Source organism: Nonomuraea fuscirosea, assembly GCF_035917475.1.
GTDB classification, from domain to species: Bacteria; Actinomycetota; Actinomycetes; order Streptosporangiales; family Streptosporangiaceae; genus Nonomuraea; species Nonomuraea fuscirosea.
This window is the reverse complement of record NZ_CP109074.1, coordinates 8,668,523-8,688,856: the sequence shown is the minus strand read 5'-3', so window position 1 is coordinate 8,688,856 and position 20,334 is coordinate 8,668,523. Positions and strand designations below refer to the sequence as shown.

The following is a 20,334-nucleotide window of genomic DNA, read 5'->3' as shown; positions in this document are numbered from 1 at the left end:
CGGGTGGTCATGGGGTCGGTGCCTTGATGTCGGGTGCTGCTCCGGAGAGGGTGTGGGCCACCACGCAGGCCCTGGCGATGGTGGCCGCGCGGGATGAGCCGTGGGCGACGACGACCGTGCCGCGTAGCCCGAGCAGGGCCGCGCCGCCGTGGGTCTCCGGGTCGTAGCGGCGGGCCACTCCGGCGAGTTGCTCGGGTGCGGCGACGCCCTCGCGGGCGACCATCGCGAGCACCGTACGCACGCATCCCTCGACGTTCTTGAGCACCACGTTGCCGGTGAAGCCGTCGGTGACGATCACGTCCACCCGGCCGGACAGCACGTCGTGCCCCTCGACGTTGCCCGCGAAGCGCAGCGGCAGGGCGGCCAGCAGTTCCTCGGCCTGGCAGGTGAGCCGGTTGCCCTTGCCCGGCTCCGACCCGATGGACAGCAGCCCCACGGCCGGGTCGGGCCGGCCGAGCACGGAACGCGCGTACCCGGCCCCCAGCTGTGCGAACTGCGCCATCATGGCGGGGCTGGGATCGGCCGTCGCCCCCGCGTCCACCAGCACCGTGGCGCCGCCCCGCAGCGACGGCAGCGCCACGGCCAGCGCGGGCCGCAGCACGCCGGCGGCCCGGCCGAGGCCGCGTACGGCGCAGGTGACCACCGCCCCGGTGGACCCGGCGGACACGAACGAGCCGCCCACGCCCTGGTGTACCAGGTCACAGCCCACCGCGAGGCTGGAGCCGGCCAGGGCGGCCGCGGCGGCGCCCCGTTCGGACATCGGCACGGTGTGCAGGGCGTGCACCACGGCGATCTCGCTCTCCGCGCCGTGCCGCCACAGCTCCCTGCTCAGCTGCGCCTCCGCGCCGACCAGGATGACCGGCACGCCGTGCGCCCGCCGCGCCTCGACCGCCCCCGCCACCGCCTCGGCCGGCCCGTGGTCGCCGCCCATCGCGTCCAGCACCACAGGCCCGGCAGACCTCCCGGCCGAACCCCAGGCGGCACTCACGGGAGTTCCACCCGGACGCGGCGCTCGGCTCGGCCCGCTGCGGTGGCGGCCAGGAGGTGGCGGGTGAAGACGGCGGCTCTGCGGTGGTGCGGTAGTCGTACCCGGGCGGCCAGGACCTCGAAGTCGCGGCGCTCGATCTCGGTGAGGATGCCGCCGTACAGCTGAAGGGCGGCGCTCACGCACGGCCGCGACGACGCGACGAGCAGCTCGACGCCCTCGGCGGCGGCGCGGTAGTGGGCGTGGGCGCGGTCGGCCTCGAAGGCGAGCAGGTCCCGCAGGGCCCGGCCGGTACGCCGCGCTCCCAGGTGCTCCGGCTCGACGCCGAACTTGGCCAGGTCCTCCAGCGGCAGGTAGATCCGGCCCCTCGCGTAGTCCTCGGCCACGTCGCGCAGGAAGTTGGTGAGCTGGAAGGCCAGGCCGAGCTGCCGGGCGGGCTCGCCGGCCCGTTCCTCGCACCCGGGCACCGGCTCCAGCAGCGGCAGCATCATCGTGCCGATGGCGGCGGCGGAGCCGGCCATGTAGCCGAGCAGGTCGTCGTACGTGGCGTACCGGGTGACCGACAGGTCGGCGCGCATCGAGGTCAGGAACGAGCGCACGTCGTCGCGGTCGACGCCGAACGAGCGCACGGTGTGCAGGAACGCCGGTAGCACCGGATCCCGGACCTCGGCTCCCGACAGCCCGGCCTCGACCCCGGCCCACAGGCGGTCGAGCGCGCGGGTCCGGTCGCCGGTCATGGTGAAGGAGTCGACGATCTCGTCGGCGTAGCGGGCGAAACCGTACAGGGCGTGCACGTGGCGGCGTTTCCAGCCGGGCAGCAGCCGGGTGGCCAGGTAGTAGGAGCGGCCGTATCGGGCGTGCAGCCGCCGGCAGCGCTCGTAGCCGGAGGTCAGCGTCATCGGAGCTCCCCTAGCGCCGGTTCCGTGGTGCGCGGCCTGAGCGCCGGTTCGGTGGTGCGCGTCATGACGACTCTCCGAGGATGCGTTCCGCGGCGAGGCGGCCGGAGATCAGGACCGGTGGCACGCCCACGCCCGGCGCGGTGTACATGCCGGCGAAGTGCAGGCCGGGAACGCGCCGGGCGACCCCGGACGGCCGCAGCCACGCCGTCTGGGTGAAGCGGTGGTCCAGCGCGAACGGCGTCCCGGCGCTGTGGCCGCGGGCCGCCCACGCGGGCGGGTCCAGCACCAGCCTGGGCGCACCCGACAGATCGCCGTAACCGAGGTCGGCGAGACGGGCGAGCAGCCGTTCCTCCAGTTCGGGGCGCAGGCGGCTCCAGTCGGCGGTGCGCAGGTTGGGCGCCGGTTCCAGGACGCTGAGCGTGGCGGGCCCGCCGGAGTCCGTGCAGGTGACCAGCAGGCTCGGGTCGGGCTGCGGCCGGCCCCGGTCCAGCGCGGCGAACGTCTCCCGCCAGGTCCGGCCGAAGTGCACGGTGTGGTGGGCCTGGCCGGGCGGCTCGCGTTCGAGGCCGAGGTGGAGCACCAGGCAGGAGGGGGAGTGGCGGGGACGGCGCAGCCGCCAGTCGTCGGCCCGGCCGGGCAGCAGCCGCCGCGCCGCCATCCGGTCGCAGGCCACCACCACGTGGGCGGCCGGCAGCCGTTCGCCGTCCTCCAGCAGCACGCCGGTGACGCCGTCGCCGTCGGCCTCGACGCGGTGGGCGCGCACGCCGTACCGGATGGCCGCGCCCAGTTTCTCCAGCAGTGCCGCCATCGCGACCGGGACGGCGTGCATGCCGCCGTGCTCGGGGAAGTACACGCCGCCGACGGTGTCCATGTGCGCGACGACGGCGTAGATGCCCAGCGCGCGATGCGGCGACAGCCCCACGTACAGGGACTGGAAGGTGTGCGCCCTGATCAGCCGGGGGTCGGTCAGGTGGCGCGCGGCCAGGCGGTCGAGCCGGCGGAAGCCGCCCAGCGCGGCCAGCCGCAGCAGCGCCGCCGGCCTGGCCAGGGCGCGCAGCCTGGTCATGTCGGCGTCGATGAACGCCGGCCACTCCACCGCGAACAGCTCGTCGAGCAGCCGCCGGTAGTGCTCGTAGCGGGCCGCCTCGGCGGGCCCGCACAGCGCGCGCACCTGCTCGGTCATCTCCGCGCGCCCGGCCCGCACGTCCAGCCGCGAGCCGTCGTGGAAGATCAGCCGGTACGAGGGGTCGAGGCGGCGCAGCGGCACCCAGTCCCGTAGCTCCTCCCCGGCCGCGCCGAAGACGTCGGCGAGCACGCCGGGCATCGTCAGCACGGACGGCCCGACGTCGAACCGGTACGCCCCTGCGCGCCCGGTGCCGCAGCAGCCCCCGGGCTCCTGCCCGGCCTCGACCACGACCACCTCGCGCCCGGCGGCGGCCAGGCGCACGGCCGCGGCCAGCCCGCCCAGGCCGGCCCCGACGACCACCACAGGACCTCGTCGCACGGGGCTCCCCTCCGTCGCTCGGTGACAAGCTGCGGAGGGAGAGTCGGGTCCCGGGCGCGTCAGTCAGTCCGGAACCACACCATCACGGTATCCACCGGACGCGGGCCGGGCAGCGGGGACACGCCCGCGCCCCGCCCATGTCCCCTAGGGAACCTGGAGGCGGGTGGCCCCAGCCGGCGGCGGGGTCGCCCCGAGCCTCAGATGGCCAGTTGCTTGCCGATGGCGGTCAGTTCCTCGGTCTGGTTGGTCACGATCTGGTCGGCCAGTTGCTTCGTCCCCGTGTGCTGACCAGTGCCCTGGATCTCCTTGGCCATGTGCACGCCGTGTTCGAGGTGCCCCTTGAGCAGCGTCAGCCAGCCCCGGTCGAACCCGTCGCCCGCCTTCAGCTCGGCGCCCTCGTCCGTCTTCTCCTCGGCCGGGACCGCCTCCGACCAGGACGTGAGCCAGCCGGACATCTTCTGGATGTCGGCCTGCTCCTTGGGGATGATCTCCTTGGCCAGCTTGCGCACGTAGTCGCCGCCGCCCCGCTCGGACGCCAGCTCGGCCAGCTGGATCGTCTGCCGGTGGTGGGTGATCATCTGCTGGTTGAACTGAACGTCCGCCTGGTTGTACCCGGCCTGGGTGTCCGCCGAGGCGGAGCACGCGCCCGCCGCCACCAGTGCCAGCAGGGCGATCAAGGCCATTCTCCAACGCATGTACGAAGGTACGCGCGCCGCCGGGAAAGGGTTCAGTAGCTCGGCGGGGTCGCGGTGATGAGGAAGTCGACCGGCTCCGCGCCCGGGTTGAGGTAGCGGTGCGGCAGCGCGGAGTCGAAGTAGCAGCTGTCGCCCTCCTCCAGCGCGTGCTCGACCCCCGACACCTCCACGACGAGCCGCCCCCGCAGCACCAGCACGCACTCCTCGGACGGGTGCGACCACGGCTCGGCGGCCGACGACCCGCCGGGCTCCAGCCGGCCCTCCAGGACCTCCAGCCGTCCGTGCCCGGGAGAGACGCGGGTGTAGGTGACCCCGCCGGTGGGGGATCTGACCAGCATGCGCTTGTCCTGCCGGACCACGGCGACGACGGCCGCGTCCGGCTCCTGGAACAGGCTGAACAGCGGCAGGTCCAGCACCTTGGCGATCTTCCTGAGCGTCTCCAGGCTCGGATCGGCCAGATCGCGCTCGACCTGGCTGATCAGCCCGCTCGACACGCCCGCCGCCGCGGCGAGCTGCGCGAGGGTCAGCCCCCGTTCGGTACGGAGCTTCCGGATCCTGGCGCCCATCACGGGGGGATCATATCCGGCGTTAACCTCATCGCCCGTGTTAACACCATTTAACAACCATTGACCTGGTTAAATGCCGCCCGATAGTGTGCCCGAAATGTCGCGCATGTTGAACGCCTCCCAGTTCCGGGCCGAGTTCCCCTCCTTGGCCGACTCCGTGCACCTGGCCAGCTGCAGCCAGGCCGCGCTGTCGTCGCGGCTGACCTACGCGCTCCAGGAGATCGGCCACTCGCTGCGCGCCGAGGGCGCTCCGTGGGAGACCTGGATGGGGCAGGTCGGCCAGGCCAGGGAACGCTTCGCCCGGCTCATCGGCGCGGAACCCGGCGAGGTGGCCGTGCTGTCGTGCGCGTCCGAGGCCGCCTTCCAGGCCGCCGCCTCGCTCGACTGGTCCCGCCGCCCCGGCATCGTCACCAACGACCTGGAGTTCCCCTCGATCGCGCACGTGTGGCTGGCCCAGCGCCAGCGCGGCGCCGAGGTGCGGGTGGCCGCCGACACCGGCGAGAGCGTCGCGGCCGAGGCGTACGAGCAGGTCATCGACGAGCGGGTCAACCTCGTCTCCGTGCCGCTGCACACCTACCGCAACGGCGCCCGCCTGCCCGTCGAGGACGTCGTACGGGTGGCGCACGACCGGGGCGCGCGCGTCTTCGTGGACGCCTACCAGGCCACCGGCGTCGTCGCGATCGACGTCAAGCGGCTGGGCTGCGACTACCTGGCGTCCGGGTCGCTCAAATACCTCCTCGGCCTGCCCGGCATCGCCTTCCTGTACGTCAGGGGCGGCATGGAGCAGCAGCGCGAGCCCGAGCTGACCGGCTGGTTCGGCCGGACGCAGCCGTTCGCCTTCGACCCCCGGCTGCTCGACTTCCCCGCCGACGCCCGCCGCTTCGAGACCGGCACCCCGCCCATCCCGTCCGCGTACGCGGCCAACGCCGGGTTCGACCTGATCGAACGGGTCGACCCGCACGCCGTACAGGAGCACGTGTCGGCCCTGGTCGAGGAGCTGGCACAGCGGCTGACCGCGGACGGCGAGCGGGTGGCCAGCCCGGCGGGGGCGCGCGGCCCGCAGGTCGCCATCGCCGACGCCGACCCGAACGCGCTGGCCGCCAGGCTGGCCGAGCGCCGCATCTGGACCGCGCCGCGCGGCGACCTGCTGCGGCTGTCGTTCCACTACTACAACGACCGCTCCGACGTGGACGCGGCCGTCGAAGCCATCAGGGCCTGCCGCAGGACCTGATCACCCCCCGAGAGGTCTTCCGTGGACAACGAAACCGGGCTGCGCCGCCGGCTGACCGGCCGCCAGCTCACCATGATCGGGCTGGGCGGCGCCATCGGCACCGGGCTGTTCCTCGGCTCCAGCCTGGCCATCTCGCAGGCGGGGTCGGCCACCATCGTCGCCTACGTGATCTGCGCCGGCGTGGCGCTGGTGATCGGCTGGGCGCTGGCCGAGATGGTCGTGGTGCATCCGGAGGCGGGCGCGTTCGGGGTCATCGCGCACCGGTACCTGGGGCCGTGGGCCGGGTTCGTGGTCCGCTGGACGTACTGGACGATCCAGGTCATCGCGATCGGCGGCGAGGTCATCGCGGCCGGGATCTACGTGCAGTTCTGGTGGCCGTCGCTGCCGCTGTGGCTGCCGGTCACCGTCTTCTCCGCCGTCGTGCTGATCACGAACGCCGCCGCGGTCAAGCTGTTCGGCGAGGTCGAGTACTGGTTCGCCATGATCAAGGTGGTGGCCATCGTCGTGTTCATCCTGCTCGGCGTGGTCCTGATCACCGTCGGGCTGCCCGGCGCGCAGGCCACCGGCGTGTCCAACCTGACCGCGCACGACGGCTTCCTGCCCAACGGGATCAACGGCCTGTTCCTGGCCATGGTGTTCGTGCTGTTCAGCTACATCGGCACCGAGGTCGTCTCGGTCACCGCCGCCGAGTCGGAGAACCCCGCCCGCGACATCCCGCGCGCCGCCCGCCGCATGGTCACCCGCCTGGCGCTGTTCTACGTGCTGGCCATCGCGGTCGTGCTGACCGTGGTGCCGTGGACCACCACCGCGCAGGGCGGCGACGTCACCCAGAGCCCGTTCGTCCGCGTCTTCTCGGCGGCCGGCGTCCCGGCGGCGGCCACGATCATGAACTTCGTGGTCCTGACCGCCGCGCTCTCCAGTGCCAACACGAACCTGTACCTGACCACCAGGATGATGCACTCGCTGGCCTCCCACCGGTACGCCCCCGCCTGGACGGGACGCCTCAGCGCCTCCGGCGTGCCGCGCAACGCGCTCGCGCTGTCGGCGCTCGGCCTGGCGCTGGCCGCGATCGTCTCGGCGGCCAGCGAGAGCGAGGCGTACCTGGCGCTGTTCGGGGTGTCGGTGTTCGGGGCGCTGGTCGTGTGGCTGCTCATCCTGGTGACCCACCACGCCTTCCGCCGCACCCGCGCCGCCCAGGGGCTGGCGCCGTCACCGGTCCGGCTCTGGGGCGCGCCCGTCACCTCGGTGGTGGTGATGCTCTTCCTGGCCGCCGTGCTCGTCTCGACGCTGTTCATCGAGCCGCTGCGCCCGGCGTGGTGGGCGGGCGTCCCGTTCTTCGTGATCGTCAGCGTGGTGTACGCCGTCGTCTCCCGCCGGAGCGTCGTACGTGAAGGATCGGGGCCGGGTGAGTGATGATGATCGGGAAGTAGCACGCGCCCGACGGGAGTCCTCGCCATGCGGATCGGTGTCGTCCTGCCCCAGACAGAGCTCGGCGGCGACGCGGGCGCCGTGCGCGCCTACGGGCAGCGGGTCCAGGAGCTCGGCTACCGGCACGTGATGGCCTTCGACCACGTCGTGGGCGCCGACCCGGCGGTGCACGAGGGCTGGGACGGGCCCTACGACGTGCGCACGACGTTCCACGAGCCGATGGTCCTGTTCGGCTACCTCGCCGCGCTGACCTCGCTCGAACTCGTCACCAGCATCGTCATCCTGCCCCAGCGGCAGACCGTGCTCGCGGCCAAGCAGGCGGCCGAGGTCGACCTGCTGACCGGCGGCCGGTTCCGGCTGGGCGTCGGGATCGGCTGGAACCCGGTCGAGTACGAAGCGCTCGGCGAGGACTTCGGCAACCGGGGCCGGCGCGTCGAGGAGCAGATCGAGCTCATGCGCCGGCTGTGGACCGAGCAGTCGGTCACGTTCGAGGGCGAGTTCCACCGGGTGACCGGGGCCGGGATCGCGCCGCTGCCCGTCCGGCGGCCGATCCCCGTGTGGATCGGCGGCCAGTCGCCGGCCGCCTACCGCAGGGCCGGGCGCCTGGCCGACGGCTGGTTCCCGCAGATGTCACCGGGCCAGGAGCTCGACGAGGCCAAGGCCATGGTCGAGCAGGCCGCCGCGCGGGCCGGCCGCGACCCCGCCACGCTCGGCATGGAGGGGCGCGTGAGCTGGCGCGGCGACCCGGACGAGCTGGCCGAGACGGCCCGCCGGTGGGAGGCGTCCGGGGCCACGCACCTGGCCGTCAACACCATGCGGGCGGGGCTGCGCTCGGTGGACGAGCACCTCGCCGCCCTGGAGACCGCCGCCGACGCCCTCGGCCTGCGCCAGCAGCCCTAGGACTGGTCGCCTGCGGCCGCGCGGGGCCGGGACGCGTTCACCGGCCGTCCAGGCTGCCCTCGACGGTGACGAAGGAGCGGGCGGGCAGGTGCACCCGCAGGCCGGACGCCGTGGCCGTGACCTGATCGTGCGGGCGCGGCGCGACCGTGGCCGGGGCCTCGGGGGTGTTGTGGTCCTGGAGCCGGTCCGCGGTGAGGATCCGGGCGCGGACGTCGGTCACGGAGCCGCCGCGCAGGTCCAGTTCCACGTCCGCCGCCTCGTCCGCGTCCAGGTTCGACAGCGACACGAGGATCCGGCCGTCCTTGCGGCTGGCCGACAGCGAGACGGTCGCCAGCCGGTCCTCCCCGACCTCGCGCGAGGGCAGCCCCGAGGGGAGGTCCACCCGCAGCGAGGCCGCGTCCTGGTGCCCCTTGTTCATCTCGAACACGTGGTACGTGGGCGTGAGCACCAGCGCGCCCGACTCAGGATCGGTCAGGATCATGGCCTGGAGCACGTTCACCGTCTGGGCGATGTTGGCCATGACCAGGCGGTCGGCGTGGCGGTGGAAGACGTCGAAGTGCAGCCCGGCCACGAGGGCGTCGCGCAGCGTGTTCTGCTGGTAGAGGAAGCCGGGGTTGGTGCCCGGCTCGACGTTCCACCAGGTGCCCCACTCGTCCAGCACCAGGCCCACGTTCCGGCCCGGGTCGTAGCAGTCCATCACGTTGGAGTGGCCGGTGAGCAGCTCGTCCACCCGGGCCGCCTGCACCATCGTGCGGTAGTGGTCGTCGGTGCCGAAGTCCGTGGCCTGGCCCTTGTCCTGCCAGGTGCCCGTGAGCGTGTAGTAGTGCACCGACAGCGCCTGCATGAACGGCGCCGGGCGGTAGGCGCAGCCCAGCTCGCCGAGCTGCTTCATCAGCGTCTCGGTCCAGGCGTAGTCGAAGGAGTTGGCCCCCGCCGCGATCCGGTACAGCTGGTTGTCGCCGTGGTCGCGGCAGTAGGTGCCGAACTTGCGCGCCTCGGCGGCGTACTGCGCGGCGCTCATGTGGCCGCCGCAGCCCCACGCCTCGTTGCCGAGCCCCCAGAAGCGCACCCGCCACGGCTCCTCGCGCCCGTTCTCCTTGCGCAGCCGCACCATCGGCGAGTCGCCCTCGCGGGTGAGGTATTCGACCCAGTCGCTCATCTCCCTGACCGTGCCCGAGCCGACGTTTCCGCTGATGTACGGCTCCGCCCCCAGCAGCTCGCACAGGGCCATGAACTCGTGCGTGCCGAAGTGGTTGTTCTCCTCGACGTTGCCCCAGTGGGTGTTGACCATGATCGGGCGCCGCTCCTTGGGCCCGACGCCGTCCATCCAGTGGTATTCGTCGGCGAAGCAGCCGCCGGGCCAGCGCAGGTTGGGGATGTTCAGGGCGCGCAGCGCGTCGACCACGTCCAGCCGCAGGCCGCCCTCGTTCGGCAGGTCACTGTCCTCGCCCACGTAGAACCCGCCGTAGACGCACCGGCCCAGGTGCTCGGCGAAGTGCCCGTACAGGTGCCGGTTGATCACGGGACCGGGGACGTCGACGTTGATGACGGCGGGGACGGCGTTCATCCAGGACTACCTCGCGTGCTTCGTGCGTCGATGCGGGCGACGCAAGTTTGTATCGATACATGAACGGCTGTCAAGGCGCCGGCACCCGGCGGGCAAAGAGCAGGACAGGATCGCGCGGGGCGGGCTACGGCCCTCGGCGTCACGGGTAGGTCCCAGCCCGGGACCCGCCGCCGACCAGCGGGAACGTGCCCGCTCGACGGGGGAGTGGCCTTGTGAGAGTCATCGTCGACCTGACGCGCTGCCAGGGATACGGCCAGTGCGCCTACCTCGCGCCCGACGTCTTCACCGTGGGCGACGAGGCGCTCCTCTACGACCTGGATCCCGCCGACGAGCAGCGCGAGCACATCCTGCGGGCGGCCGCCGCCTGCCCCGTCCAGGCCATCCACCTCGACTGGACACAGACGCGCCGGGTCGGCCAGTCGTCGGCGGAGCGGCCGTCGTACGAGGAGGCGCCGGCCGCGAAGATGACCGATGGTCACATCGTGATCGTGGGAGCCTCGCTGGCCGGCGCGCGCGCCGCGGGCGTGCTGCGGCGGGAGGGCTTCGCCGGCACCCTGACGGTGATCGGTGACGAGAGTCACGAGCCCTACGACCGGCCGCCGCTGTCCAAGCAGGTGCTCACCGGGCAGGTGCCGTCCGGCCACACCATGCTGCCCAGGCTGCGTGAGGTCGAGGCCGAGTGGATCGCGGGCACCCCGGCGACGGGGCTGGACGTGGCGAGCAAGCGTGTCCACCTGGCCGACGGCCGCGAGATCGGCTTCGACCGGGTCCTGCTGGCCACCGGCACCCGCGCCCGCCCCTGGCCGAACGAGGCCGAGGCGGCGCTGGAGGGCGTGCACACGCTGCGCACGCTGGAGGACGCCGCCCGCCTGAGACAGGCCCTGGCCGCCCGGCCGCGCCGGGTGCTCGTCCTCGGCGCGGGCTTCACCGGCAGCGAGATCGCCTCCGTCTGCCGCGAGCTGGACCTGCCCGTGACGGTCGTCGAACGCGGCCCCGCCCCGCTCGTCAGTGCGCTCGGCGCGGTCATCGGCGGCGTGGCGGCCCAGATGCACCGCGACCACGGGGTCGACCTGCGCTGCGACACCACCGTCACCGCGCTGGAAGGCGACGCGGGCGGCCGGCTGCGCGGGGCCCGATTGTCCGACGGAAGCACGGTGGAGGCCGACGTGGCGGTCGTCGCGCTCGGCTCGATCCGCAACGTCGAGTGGCTGCACGGCTCGGGGCTGGCCGCCGGCGTGTGGGGTGTGGCCTGCGACGCGGGCTGCCGCGCCGTCGACACCAACGGGCTGGTCACGGACGACATCTTCGTGGCCGGCGACATCGCCCGCTTCCCGCACCCGCTCTACCAGTACCAGTTCATGACGCTGGAGCACTGGGGCAACGCGGTCGCCCAGGCCGAGATCGCCGCGCACAACATGGTCAGCGACCAGGCGCACCGCTGGCCGCACCTGTCGGTGCCGGTCTTCTGGTCCACCCAGTTCGGGGTCAACATCAAGTCGGTCGGCGTGCCCACTCTCGCCGACGAGCTCGTGGTCGCGCAGGGCTCGACTGACGAGCGCCGCTTCGTGGCCGTCTACGGCTACCGGGGCCGGATCACCGCGGCGGTCACCTTCGACCAGGGCATGTGGCTGGAGTACTACCAGGGGCTGATCGAGCGGGCCGCGCCGTTCCCGCCCGTGACCCGCCACGTCGACCGGCGCGAGGCTCCCCGGCCGGTGCCGGCCCAGGTCCCGGACAGGATGGTCGCCACGGCGGGGGCGACCGTCGTGGTGACCGGCCACGACCCGGCCGAACGCCGCGCCACGCTGGTGCACCCGCCACAGCGCTGAACGGATCAGGAGTGCAGAGCATGTCATCGCAGAGCCTCTTCGAGCGGATCCTCGACCCTTCCGGCCGCGCCGACCCCTATCCGCTCTACGAGCGGCTGCGCGAGACGCCGGTGGTGCGCCAGGAGGACGGCACGTACGTCGTGAGCACGTACCGCGAGATCGTCGCGCTGCTGCACGACCCGCGGATCAGCTCCGACCGCCGCAACCTCGCCGTCGCGGCCGAGGCGCTCGATCAGAATCCCTCGTTCATCGGGCTCGACCCGCCCGAGCACGACCGGCTGCGCCGCCTCGCCGTGCGTCACTTCGGGCCGCCGCACTCGCCCCGTGTGGTGGAGGAGCTGCGGCCGGCGATGCTGGAGATCACGACCGGGCTGATCGACGCCATCGCCGACCGAGGCCGGGTCGATCTCGTGGACGAGGTCGCCTATCCGCTGCCGGTCGCGATGATCTGCCGGCTGCTCGGCGTGCCCGAGGAGGACGAGCCGCGCTTCCACGCCTGGACGGAGAAACTCGTCGAGACGCTGATACCAGGCGAGGAGGGCCGCGCCGAGCGGGAGCGGGAACGCCAGGCCGTCGCGAACGAGCTGCGCGGCTACCTCGCCGGTCTGGCCGAGGAGCACGGGCGGCAGCCGGGGCAGGACCTGCTGTCCGGGTTCGTCACCTACCGGGGCCCGGAGGGCGGGATGACGCCGCAGGAGGTGGTGTCCACCGCCGTGCTGCTGCTCATCGCCGGGCACGAGACCACGATCAACCTCATCGCCAACGGCATGCTCACCTTCCTGCGCCGGCCCGACCTGCTCGAACGCCTGCGCGCCGACCCCGGCCTCATCGTCCCCGCCGTCGAGGAGCTGCTGCGTTACGAGCCGCCGGTGCACTTCCTGTCCTCGCGGGTCGCCCTCGACGACATCACGATCGCCGGCGTCACCATCCCGGCCGGCGCGCCCGTCGTGCTCGCGCTGGCGGCGGGCAGCCGCGACCCGGCCCACGTGAGCGACCCCGGCCGCTTCGACCCGTGCCGGCTCCCCAATGAGCACCTGGGCTTCGGCGGCGGCGTCCACTACTGCTTCGGCGCGCCGCTGGCCCGGCTGGAGGGGCAGATCATGCTGGCGGAGCTCGTCCGCAGGCTGCGCGCCCCCAGGCTCGTCACCGACCCGCCGCCCTACCGGCCGAGCCCCGTCCTGCGCGGGCCGCGCCACCTCCTGATCGAGTACGACGGCGTGGAGCCGTACTTGCCAACTTAGTCTCGCATAGAGACAATGTTTCCCCGGCGCTCGCTGAGCAGGGCGCCGTCCGTGGTAGTAGTGGAGATCCGCGAAGGAGGCCGGACAGACGAGCAGGTGCACCCATGACCGAGCGCTACCTCGGCATCCTCGGCCTGGCCGAGGCCCTGGGGGTGACCCGGCACGCGGTGCACAAGTGGCGCACCCGCTTCCCCGGCGACTCCGATCACCCGTTCCCCGCGCCCGACGTCGAGGTGGACGGCGCCCCCGGCTGGCGGGCCGATCGGCTGGCGGAGATCACCCGCTGGCGTGAGGGGCTGCCCGGGCGCGGCGCGGGCGGAGGACGTCCGACGGCCGCCCGGCAGGACTATCTCAAGGCCGCGCTGGCCCGCGGTCTCGACCGGGACGAGGCGATGCGCGCGCTGTCCACGTTCGCGGCGGAATTTCCTGAGATGACCGAGCCGGAGCTGTGCGCCTGGCTGGTCGAGAAGTTCCGCCGCTGACCGCTCCTTCTCCGCGGACCGACGAGAGGAGACGAGGCATGACCGAGATCGGCGGGGACATCGCACCGGGATTCGAGGCGGTGCGCGCGGCGTTCGCCGCGAACCTGGACTCCGGCCAGGACGTCGGCGCGGCGGTGAGCGTCTACGTGCACGGCCGCGAGGTCGTCGACCTGTGGGGCGGGATCGCCGATCCCGAGACCGGGCGCCCGTGGGAGCGCGACACCCTCCAGGTCGTCTACAGCACCACCAAGGCCGTCACCGCGGCCTGCGCCCTGCTGCTGGCCCAGCGGGGCGAGCTCGACCTCGACGCGCCGGTGGCCCGCTACTGGCCCGAGTTCGCGGCCCAGGGCAAGGAGCGGCTGCCGGTGCGGTGGCTGCTCACCCACCAGGCCGGGTTGCCCGCGATCGACCGGCCGATCACCCCGGCCGAGGCCATCGCCTGGGAGCCCATGGTGGACGCGCTCGCCGCGCAGCGGCCGTACTGGGAGCCGGGGACCGAGCACGGCTACCACGGGCAGACGTACGGCTGGCTCGTCGGCGAGGTCGTGCGCCGGGTCAGCGGCAGGAGCGTCGGCACGTTCCTCGCCGAGGAGATCGCGGGGCCGTTCGGCATCGACTTCTGGATCGGCCTGCCCAAGTCGGAGCACCACCGGGTCAGCCGCATCCTCACCGAGGCCGCCGCCTTCGACCCCAGCGCCATCGACCTCGACGCCGTCCCCGGGCCCATGCGCGAGATCCTGGCCGTCTACGCCGATCCCACCTCGCTCACCTCGCGCGCGATGGGCGTCGTCAAGCCGGCCCTGGACCACAACGACCCCGCCGAGCAGGCCGCCGAGCTGCCCGCGACCAACGGCATCTGCACGGCCCGCGGCCTGGCCCGCTTCTACGCGGCGCTCATCGGCGAGGTGGACGGCCACCGCATCCTCACCTCCGGCAGCCTGGCCGCCGCGGTCGAGGAGCGGGCCGCCGGGATCGACCGGATCCTGCGGGTGCCCGTGCGGATCGGCACCGGGTTCGGCCTGCCTACGCCGGACGCGTACTGGTACTCGCCCTCCGCCTTCGGGTTCGGGGGTCTGGGCGGCTCCATCGGGTTCGCCGACCAGGAGAGCGGGATCGCGTTCGGCTACGTGATGAACCGCCTCAGAGAGGGCGTTCCCGACGACCGGGCCGCGAGCCTGTACCGCGCCGTGCGCGCGGCCGTCGCGCCCTGAACGGACGCCGGGCGCGCGGCCGTCGGCGCCCTGACGGGCACGGGCGCGACGCGCCGCCGGTTACCCATCCGGGCCCCAGACTTGGAGGATTCATTATCTTGTACAGTTCGTGTTTGTGGCGGTAGGTTTGACCGCATGACCGCATCCAGCACTCCGACCACCGCCGAGGAGTTGCGCGGCGCGGGCCTGCGGATCACGGCCGCCCGCGTGGCACTGCTCGACACCGTCAGAGAAGGCGATCATCTCGGCGTCGAGGCGATCGCCGACGGAGTGCGCGAACGCGTCGGCCATGTCTCCCTGCAGGCCGTCTACGAGGCCCTGCACGCCCTCACGGCGGCTGGCCTCGTCCGCCGCATCGAACCGGCCGGCAGCCCGGCCCGCTACGAAGGCCGGGTCGGGGACAACCACCACCACATCGTCTGCCGCTCCTGCGGGGCCGTGGCCGACGTCGACTGCGCCGTCGGCCACGCGCCCTGCCTGAGCGCGTCCGACGAGCACGGCTTCGTCATCGACGAGGCCGAGGTCATCTACTGGGGCCTGTGCCCCGCCTGTTCCACCGACATCAGTTCCTGAGCAATCGTGATCTCCACAGTCCGGAAGGATGCCCATGTCCGAGAACCATGACGCGATCGTCACAGACCCGCAGCCGGAGGGCGAAGGCGGCTGCCCGGTCGCGCACGTGCGCGCCCCGCACCCGACGCAGGGTGGTGGCAACCGTCAGTGGTGGCCGGAGCGGCTCAACCTCAAGATCCTGGCCAAGAACCCCGCCGTGGCCAACCCCTTCGGCGAGGACTTCGACTACGCCGCGGCGTTCAAGAGCCTGGACCTCGCGGCCGTGAAGCGGGACATCGCCGAGGTGCTCACCACCTCGCAGGACTGGTGGCCGGCCGACTTCGGCCACTACGGCCCGTTCATCATCCGGATGGCCTGGCACAGCGCGGGCACGTACCGCATCAGCGACGGCCGCGGCGGCGCCGGCGCCGGCCAGCAGCGCTTCGCCCCGCTCAACAGCTGGCCGGACAACGCCAACCTGGACAAGGCCCGCCGCCTGCTGTGGCCGATCAAGAAGAAGTACGGCAAGAAGCTCTCCTGGGCCGACCTGCTCGTGCTGTCCGGCAACGTGGCCCTGGAGACGATGGGCTTCCAGACCTTCGGCTTCGCCGGCGGCCGCGAGGACGTCTGGGAGGCCGAGGAGGACGTCTACTGGGGTCCCGAGACCACCTGGCTCGGCGACGAGCGCTACACCGGTGACCGCGAGCTGGAAAACCCGCTCGGGGCGGTCCAGATGGGCCTCATCTACGTCAACCCCGAGGGCCCCAACGGCAACCCCGACCCGATCGCCGCCGCCCGCGACATCCGCGAGACGTTCCGCCGGATGGCGATGAACGACGAGGAGACGGCCGCCCTGATCGTCGGCGGTCACACCTTCGGCAAGACCCACGGCGCGGGCCCGTCCGACAACGTCGGCGACGACCCCGAGGCCGCCTCCATCGAGCAGCAGGGCCTGGGCTGGAAGAACAGCTTCGGCACCGGCAAGGGCGGCGACACGATCACCAGCGGCCTTGAGGGCATCTGGACCAACACCCCGATCACCTGGGACAACAGCTTCCTCGAGATCCTGTACGGCTACGAGTGGGAGCTTTTCCAGAGCCCCGCGGGCGCCAACCAGTGGCGGCCGAAGGACGGCGCTGGCGCCGGCACCGTGCCCGACGCGCACGACCCGGCGAAGACGCACGCGCCGACGATGCTGACCACCGACCTGTCGATGCGCTACGACCCGATCTACGAGCAGATCACCCGGCGCTGGCTGGAGCACCCCGACGAGCTCGCGGACGCCTTCGCCAAGGCGTGGTACAAGCTGACCCACCGCGACATGGGCCCGATCGAGCGTTACCTCGGCCCCGAGGTCCCGGCCGAGGTGCTGCTGTGGCAGGACCCGCTGCCCAAGGTGACGCACGAGCTCATCGACGCCGCCGACGTCGCCGCGCTCAAGGGCCAGATCCTGGCCTCGGGCCTGACGGTGTCGCAGCTCGTCTCCACGGCGTGGGCGTCGGCCTCCTCCTTCCGCGGCAGCGACAAGCGCGGCGGCGCCAACGGCGCCCGCATCCGCCTGCAGCCGCAGAGCGCGTGGGAGGTCAACGAGCCCGACCGCCTCGCGACGGTGCTCGGCACGCTCGAAGGCGTCCAGAAGTCCTTCAACGGCGCGCAGACCGGCGGCAAGCAGGTCTCGCTGGCCGACGTGATCGTGCTGGCCGGTGTCGCGGGCGTCGAGAAGGCCGCCAAGGACGCCGGTTACCAGATCGAGGTGCCCTTCCGGCCGGGCCGCGTGGACGCCTCGCAGGAGCAGACGGACGTCGAGTCGTTCGCCGCGCTCGAGCCGGTCGCCGACGGCTTCCGCAACTACCTGGGCAAGGGCAACCGGCTGCCGGCCGAGTACCTGCTGCTCGACCGGGCCAACCTGCTGACCCTCAGCGCTCCCGAGCTGACCGTCCTCATCGGCGGCCTGCGCGTCCTGGGCGCCAACTACCAGGGCTCGCAGCACGGCGTCCTCACCGAGACCCCGGGCGTGCTGACGAACGACTTCTTCGTCAACCTGCTCGACCTGGGCACGGAGTGGTCGGGCGTCGGCGGCGACGAGAACATGTTCGAGGGCCGCGACGCCGCCACCGGCCAGGTCAAGTGGACCGGCACCCGGGCCGACCTCGTCTTCGGGTCCAACTCGGAGCTGCGCGCGCTGGCCGAGGTGTACGCGAGCGACGACGCCAAGGAGAAGTTCGTCACGGACTTCGTCGTGGCGTGGGACAAGGTCATGAACCTCGACCGGTTCGACCTCGCCTGATCGTCCCCGCTCCCTGACTCCGGGCCGGCCCTGCATGGGGCCGGCCCGTTGTCACGGACGGGCCCGTTCTGTGTGGCTCGGCGTCACAGGCCGGCTTGTTCGGAACGGCCCGTTGTCACAGACAGGGTCACAGGTCGGCGAGGAAGTCCAGGGCGATGGCCCAGGCGCGCTCGGCGGCCTCGGGGTCGTGGTCCGGCAGGTCGGGGTCGGTGAACAGGTGGCCGGCGCCCGGGTAGCGGAAGACCTCCACGTCGGCCCGCGCCTGACGCATCCGCAGGTACCAGGCGTTCAGCCAGTCGACCGGCTCGTAGGTGTCGGGGTCGGCGACGTGCAGCTGCACGGGCAGGTCGTCGGCGGAGACCCCTTCGGCCATGTCGGACGTGCCGTGCATGAGCAGCAGGCCGCGCGACTGCTCGTCGCCCAGGGCCAGGTTCTGCGCGATCGCCGCGCCGAGCGAGAAGCCCGCGTAGACCAGCCCGCCGGCCGACAGCGGGGCCGCCGCGGCGACCGCCCGCTTGAGCAGCTCGTCCCGGCCGATCTCGTCCTTGATCGCGATGCCCTCCTCGGGCGTGTCGACGACCCGGCCGTCGTACAGGTCGGGGACGTGCACGGTGTGACCGGCCGCCCGCAGCCGGTCGGCCGCTTGGTGGACGGCGGGCCGCAGGCCGTACATCGAGTGCAAGAGGAGAATCCGCGCCATGCGCGCAGCTTAGCCAGCCCGCGCGCCTTCCCGGTCGCCCGCCCCGCGCGAGCCGCCGTAGGCCGCGATGGACGTGAACACCGCGCAGTCGTTCTTCGCCCTGATCCAGTCGTCGGCCACTCTGACGCTGATCTCCCTGATGCAGATCTCGGAGAACGAGCGGGAGAGGCCCTGTTCGTCCCCTTGGTGACGTGCCGGATGATTTTCGTGGTGCTCAGGGGGACAGGTTCATCGCCGTCAGGCGAGTGGCGTCGGTCAGGGCCGTGATGGCGGTGATCCGGTCGCCGGTGACGGTGAAGTACAGGATCGACAGCGGGGTGCCGTCGGCACGCCACGACATGAAGCCCGGCAGGCCGCCCACCAGCACCTCCCGCTCCCGCGCCGCCGCGCCGGAGAACAGCCGCGCCCGACCCGCGATCTCGGTGGCCCCGAGCACCACGACCTCGCCGCCGGGTGTGTCCACGGTCAGCTTCACCTCGGGGTCGAGCACGCGCAGCAGCTCCTCGAAGTCGCCGTCCCGCACGGCCGCGCGGAAGGCCCGTACCACCTGCCGCTGCTCCCGTCCCGAGACCGGCTCCCGCTCGGTCGCCCGCACCTTCCCGCGGGCCCGGCTGGCCAGCATCTTGGCGGCGTCGGCCGACTTGCCGAGGATCCGGCCGATCTCGTCGAACGGCACCGCGAACAGGTCGTGCAACACGAACGCCAGCCGCTCGCCCGGCTTGAGCGACTGCAGGACGACGAGCAGCGCCAGCCCGACCGAGTCCGCCAGCACCGCCTCCTCCTCGGGCTCCGCCTCCTCGTCGAGGACGACGATGCCGGGCAGCCGGTCACCGTACGACGCCTCGGGGCGCCTCTGGCGCGAGCGCAGGACGTCCAGGCTGATCCGGCCGACCACCGTGGTCAGCCAGCCGCCCAGGTTGTGGATGGCCGCCGCGTCCTGCCGGGACAGCCGCAGCCAGGCCTCCTGGACCACGTCCTCGGCGTCGGCGTGCGAGCCCAGCATGCGGAAGGCGACCGCGCGCAGCCGCTCACGCTGCGCCTCGAACGCCTCGGTCACCAGGTCTGCCTGGCCGTGGTCGGACATGTCGTTACCTTTCTCCGTACCGCTCCGTCATGGGTGATGACGGGCCAGGACCGGCCCGGGTAACCGGAACCGAGGAGCGACACCATGCAAGCACGGATGCAGAGCCCGGCCGACGCCGACGTCATGGCGGCCATCAAGGGCCTGTACAAGGCGATGTATTCGGGCGGGGTGGACCCGCGCGTGCTGGAGCTGGTCCACCTGCGGGCCAGCCAGATCAACGGCTGCTCCCCCTGCGTCCACGCCGGGATCGCCGCGGCCAGGAAGCAGGGGGAGAGCGACGAACGGCTGCACAGCGTGGTCGCCTGGCGCGAGACGCCCTTCTTCACCGAGGCGGAACGGGCCGCGCTCGCCCTGGCCGAGGCGGCCACCCGGATCCAGGACGGGGCGCCGGGGGTGACCGACGAGATCTGGGCCGCGGCCGCCGAGCACTTCGACGAGCGGCAGCTGTCGGCTATCGTCCTGGACATCGCGCTGACCAACTTCTTCAACCGGATCAACCACACGCTCCGGGAGCAGGCCGGCAAGACCTGGTAACCCGACCGGGGCCCGCCATCGGTCGGCCTGTGATCGGTCGGGCCGCGCCGTCGGTCGGCGGCGGTCTCGTAGATGCGATGGCTGTTGCCGACGCGGTGCCGCTGTTGCGGGCATGATGGTGATTCCTGGCTGGCATGTGCGGCGGGTACTGTGTGGGGTTGTGACGACGTTCAGGATCAGTGAGGCCGCGGCGTTGCTCGGCGTCAGCTCCGACACGGTCCGCCGCTGGGTCGACGCGGGCCGTCTCGGGGCCGAGCGGGACGAGCACGGTCACCGGCGGGTGAAGGGCGCCGACCTGGCCGCCTTCGCCCGCGCGCAGGTCGGGGCCGACGACGACGGCGGCCGTTCCTCGGCGCGTAACCGCTTCCGCGGGATCGTCACCGAGGTGATCCGCGACGCGGTGATGGCCCAGGTGGAGATCGCCGCGGGGCCGTTCCGGGTGGTGTCGCTGATGAGCCGGCAGGCCGCCGACGAGCTGGGCCTGGAGCCCGGCGTGGTGGCGGTCGCCGTGATCAAGTCCACCAACGTCGTCGTGGAGGTCCCCGGCCGCGACCGCATGGCCGGCCAGCTGTGAGGGGGCGCGGGTTCGTGGGCGGGGAGCCGGCGCGGGGGAGCGCGCCCGCCGAGGTGAGCTGCGAA

General features: G+C 72.6%; 20 protein-coding genes. 12 read left to right on the top strand and 8 right to left on the bottom strand.

What is annotated here, in order from left to right; all coding sequences use genetic code 11:
* Nucleotides 1-7: 7 nt before the first annotated feature.
* From OIE67_RS39510 to OIE67_RS39490, 5 genes are all read right to left on the bottom strand, one after another.
* Complete coding sequence (locus OIE67_RS39510) at nucleotides 8-988, bottom strand: phosphate acyltransferase (protein ID WP_326630115.1); 981 nt, start codon at nucleotides 986-988, stop codon at nucleotides 8-10.
* Nucleotides 985-1,884 carry a phytoene/squalene synthase family protein gene (locus OIE67_RS39505; RefSeq protein WP_326630113.1) on the bottom strand — a complete coding sequence of 300 codons (900 nt, stop codon included), beginning with the start codon at nucleotides 1,882-1,884 and terminating at the stop codon, nucleotides 985-987. The genes OIE67_RS39510 and OIE67_RS39505 overlap by 4 nt, the downstream gene beginning before the upstream one ends.
* Nucleotides 1,885-1,945: 61 nt before the next feature.
* On the bottom strand, nucleotides 1,946-3,388 hold the full coding sequence (locus tag OIE67_RS39500) for a phytoene desaturase family protein (RefSeq protein ID WP_326630111.1): 1,443 nt from the start codon (nucleotides 3,386-3,388) through the stop codon (nucleotides 1,946-1,948).
* Nucleotides 3,389-3,585: 197 nt separating this feature from the next.
* Nucleotides 3,586-4,065, bottom strand: a complete 480-nt coding sequence (locus OIE67_RS39495; RefSeq protein WP_326630109.1) for a DUF305 domain-containing protein — start codon at nucleotides 4,063-4,065, stop codon at nucleotides 3,586-3,588.
* A gap of 50 nt (nucleotides 4,066-4,115) precedes the next feature.
* Nucleotides 4,116-4,649, bottom strand: coding sequence for a helix-turn-helix domain-containing protein (locus tag OIE67_RS39490; RefSeq protein ID WP_326645616.1), 534 nt, complete (start codon nucleotides 4,647-4,649; stop codon nucleotides 4,116-4,118).
* A gap of 97 nt (nucleotides 4,650-4,746) precedes the next feature.
* Here OIE67_RS39490 and OIE67_RS39485 point away from each other — a divergent pair, with 97 nt between their 5' ends.
* Genes OIE67_RS39485 through OIE67_RS39475 form a run of 3 tightly spaced genes read left to right on the top strand, consistent with a single transcriptional unit; the run spans nucleotide 4,747 to nucleotide 8,208 of the window.
* Nucleotides 4,747-5,880 carry an aminotransferase class V-fold PLP-dependent enzyme gene (locus OIE67_RS39485; RefSeq protein ID WP_326630107.1) on the top strand — a complete coding sequence of 378 codons (1,134 nt, stop codon included), beginning with the start codon at nucleotides 4,747-4,749 and terminating at the stop codon, nucleotides 5,878-5,880.
* A 21-nt stretch (nucleotides 5,881-5,901) separates the two neighbouring features.
* Nucleotides 5,902-7,293 (top strand): amino acid permease, encoded by a 1,392-nt coding sequence (locus tag OIE67_RS39480; RefSeq protein WP_326630106.1) that lies wholly within the window; start codon nucleotides 5,902-5,904, stop codon nucleotides 7,291-7,293.
* Nucleotides 7,294-7,335: 42 nt separating this feature from the next.
* Nucleotides 7,336-8,208 carry an LLM class F420-dependent oxidoreductase gene (locus OIE67_RS39475; protein WP_326630104.1) on the top strand — a complete coding sequence of 291 codons (873 nt, stop codon included), beginning with the start codon at nucleotides 7,336-7,338 and terminating at the stop codon, nucleotides 8,206-8,208.
* 37 nt (nucleotides 8,209-8,245) lie between these two features.
* Here OIE67_RS39475 and OIE67_RS39470 read toward each other — a convergent pair whose 3' ends face one another.
* Nucleotides 8,246-9,775: an alpha-N-arabinofuranosidase gene (locus OIE67_RS39470; RefSeq protein WP_326630102.1), complete on the bottom strand. Its 1,530-nt coding sequence runs from the start codon at nucleotides 9,773-9,775 to the stop codon at nucleotides 8,246-8,248.
* 212 nt (nucleotides 9,776-9,987) lie between these two features.
* Between OIE67_RS39470 and OIE67_RS39465 the strand changes: the two genes are divergently transcribed.
* From OIE67_RS39465 to katG, 6 genes are all read left to right on the top strand, one after another.
* Nucleotides 9,988-11,604 carry an FAD-dependent oxidoreductase gene (locus tag OIE67_RS39465; protein WP_326630100.1) on the top strand — a complete coding sequence of 539 codons (1,617 nt, stop codon included), beginning with the start codon at nucleotides 9,988-9,990 and terminating at the stop codon, nucleotides 11,602-11,604.
* Between the two features lie 20 nt (nucleotides 11,605-11,624).
* Nucleotides 11,625-12,845 (top strand): cytochrome P450, encoded by a 1,221-nt coding sequence (locus tag OIE67_RS39460; protein ID WP_326630098.1) that lies wholly within the window; start codon nucleotides 11,625-11,627, stop codon nucleotides 12,843-12,845.
* Nucleotides 12,846-12,949: 104 nt separating this feature from the next.
* Nucleotides 12,950-13,327: a hypothetical protein gene (locus OIE67_RS39455; RefSeq protein ID WP_326630096.1), complete on the top strand. Its 378-nt coding sequence runs from the start codon at nucleotides 12,950-12,952 to the stop codon at nucleotides 13,325-13,327.
* A 38-nt stretch (nucleotides 13,328-13,365) separates the two neighbouring features.
* Nucleotides 13,366-14,538, top strand: a complete 1,173-nt coding sequence (locus tag OIE67_RS39450; RefSeq protein WP_326630094.1) for a serine hydrolase domain-containing protein — start codon at nucleotides 13,366-13,368, stop codon at nucleotides 14,536-14,538.
* A gap of 135 nt (nucleotides 14,539-14,673) precedes the next feature.
* Nucleotides 14,674-15,111: a Fur family transcriptional regulator gene (locus OIE67_RS39445; protein ID WP_326630092.1), complete on the top strand. Its 438-nt coding sequence runs from the start codon at nucleotides 14,674-14,676 to the stop codon at nucleotides 15,109-15,111.
* A gap of 34 nt (nucleotides 15,112-15,145) precedes the next feature.
* Entirely contained in the window at nucleotides 15,146-17,377 is a 2,232-nt protein-coding gene (gene katG, locus OIE67_RS39440) for a catalase/peroxidase HPI (protein ID WP_326630090.1), read from the top strand.
* Nucleotides 17,378-17,504: 127 nt separating this feature from the next.
* Here the strand turns inward: katG and OIE67_RS39435 are convergent, their stop codons facing one another.
* Nucleotides 17,505-18,077 (bottom strand): dienelactone hydrolase family protein, encoded by a 573-nt coding sequence (locus OIE67_RS39435; RefSeq protein WP_326630087.1) that lies wholly within the window; start codon nucleotides 18,075-18,077, stop codon nucleotides 17,505-17,507.
* A gap of 67 nt (nucleotides 18,078-18,144) precedes the next feature.
* Here OIE67_RS39435 and OIE67_RS39430 point away from each other — a divergent pair, with 67 nt between their 5' ends.
* A complete protein-coding gene (locus tag OIE67_RS39430; protein WP_326630085.1) occupies nucleotides 18,145-18,267 on the top strand; it encodes a hypothetical protein in 123 nt (40 codons plus the stop codon).
* Between the two features lie 24 nt (nucleotides 18,268-18,291).
* On the opposite strand, the gene OIE67_RS39425 is transcribed toward OIE67_RS39430, so the two are convergent.
* Nucleotides 18,292-19,161 carry a sigma-70 family RNA polymerase sigma factor gene (locus tag OIE67_RS39425; protein WP_326630083.1) on the bottom strand — a complete coding sequence of 290 codons (870 nt, stop codon included), beginning with the start codon at nucleotides 19,159-19,161 and terminating at the stop codon, nucleotides 18,292-18,294.
* A gap of 84 nt (nucleotides 19,162-19,245) precedes the next feature.
* Here OIE67_RS39425 and OIE67_RS39420 point away from each other — a divergent pair, with 84 nt between their 5' ends.
* Nucleotides 19,246-19,695 carry a carboxymuconolactone decarboxylase family protein gene (locus OIE67_RS39420; RefSeq protein ID WP_326630081.1) on the top strand — a complete coding sequence of 150 codons (450 nt, stop codon included), beginning with the start codon at nucleotides 19,246-19,248 and terminating at the stop codon, nucleotides 19,693-19,695.
* A 160-nt stretch (nucleotides 19,696-19,855) separates the two neighbouring features.
* Entirely contained in the window at nucleotides 19,856-20,269 is a 414-nt protein-coding gene (locus tag OIE67_RS39415) for a TOBE domain-containing protein (RefSeq protein WP_326630080.1), read from the top strand.
* The last annotated feature ends 65 nt before the right edge of the window (nucleotides 20,270-20,334 follow it).

Bases quoted from the DNA above. Each gene is read 5' to 3' on its own strand.
- OIE67_RS39425 (WP_326630083.1), bottom strand. From the start codon at position 19,161: ATGTCCGACCACGGCCAGGCAGACCTGGTGACCGAGGCGTTCGAGGCG.
- katG (WP_326630090.1), top strand. From the start codon at position 15,146: ATGTCCGAGAACCATGACGCGATCGTCACAGACCCGCAGCCGGAGGGC.
- OIE67_RS39490 (WP_326645616.1), bottom strand. From the start codon at position 4,649: ATGGGCGCCAGGATCCGGAAGCTCCGTACCGAACGGGGGCTGACCCTC.
- OIE67_RS39470 (WP_326630102.1), bottom strand. From the start codon at position 9,775: ATGAACGCCGTCCCCGCCGTCATCAACGTCGACGTCCCCGGTCCCGTG.
- OIE67_RS39485 (WP_326630107.1), top strand. From the start codon at position 4,747: ATGTCGCGCATGTTGAACGCCTCCCAGTTCCGGGCCGAGTTCCCCTCC.
- OIE67_RS39430 (WP_326630085.1), top strand. From the start codon at position 18,145: ATGGACGTGAACACCGCGCAGTCGTTCTTCGCCCTGATCCAGTCGTCG.
- OIE67_RS39450 (WP_326630094.1), top strand. From the start codon at position 13,366: ATGACCGAGATCGGCGGGGACATCGCACCGGGATTCGAGGCGGTGCGC.
- OIE67_RS39505 (WP_326630113.1), bottom strand. From the start codon at position 1,884: ATGACGCTGACCTCCGGCTACGAGCGCTGCCGGCGGCTGCACGCCCGA.
- OIE67_RS39435 (WP_326630087.1), bottom strand. From the start codon at position 18,077: ATGGCGCGGATTCTCCTCTTGCACTCGATGTACGGCCTGCGGCCCGCC.
- OIE67_RS39475 (WP_326630104.1), top strand. From the start codon at position 7,336: ATGCGGATCGGTGTCGTCCTGCCCCAGACAGAGCTCGGCGGCGACGCG.
- OIE67_RS39445 (WP_326630092.1), top strand. From the start codon at position 14,674: ATGACCGCATCCAGCACTCCGACCACCGCCGAGGAGTTGCGCGGCGCG.
- OIE67_RS39420 (WP_326630081.1), top strand. From the start codon at position 19,246: ATGCAAGCACGGATGCAGAGCCCGGCCGACGCCGACGTCATGGCGGCC.
- OIE67_RS39455 (WP_326630096.1), top strand. From the start codon at position 12,950: ATGACCGAGCGCTACCTCGGCATCCTCGGCCTGGCCGAGGCCCTGGGG.
- OIE67_RS39460 (WP_326630098.1), top strand. From the start codon at position 11,625: ATGTCATCGCAGAGCCTCTTCGAGCGGATCCTCGACCCTTCCGGCCGC.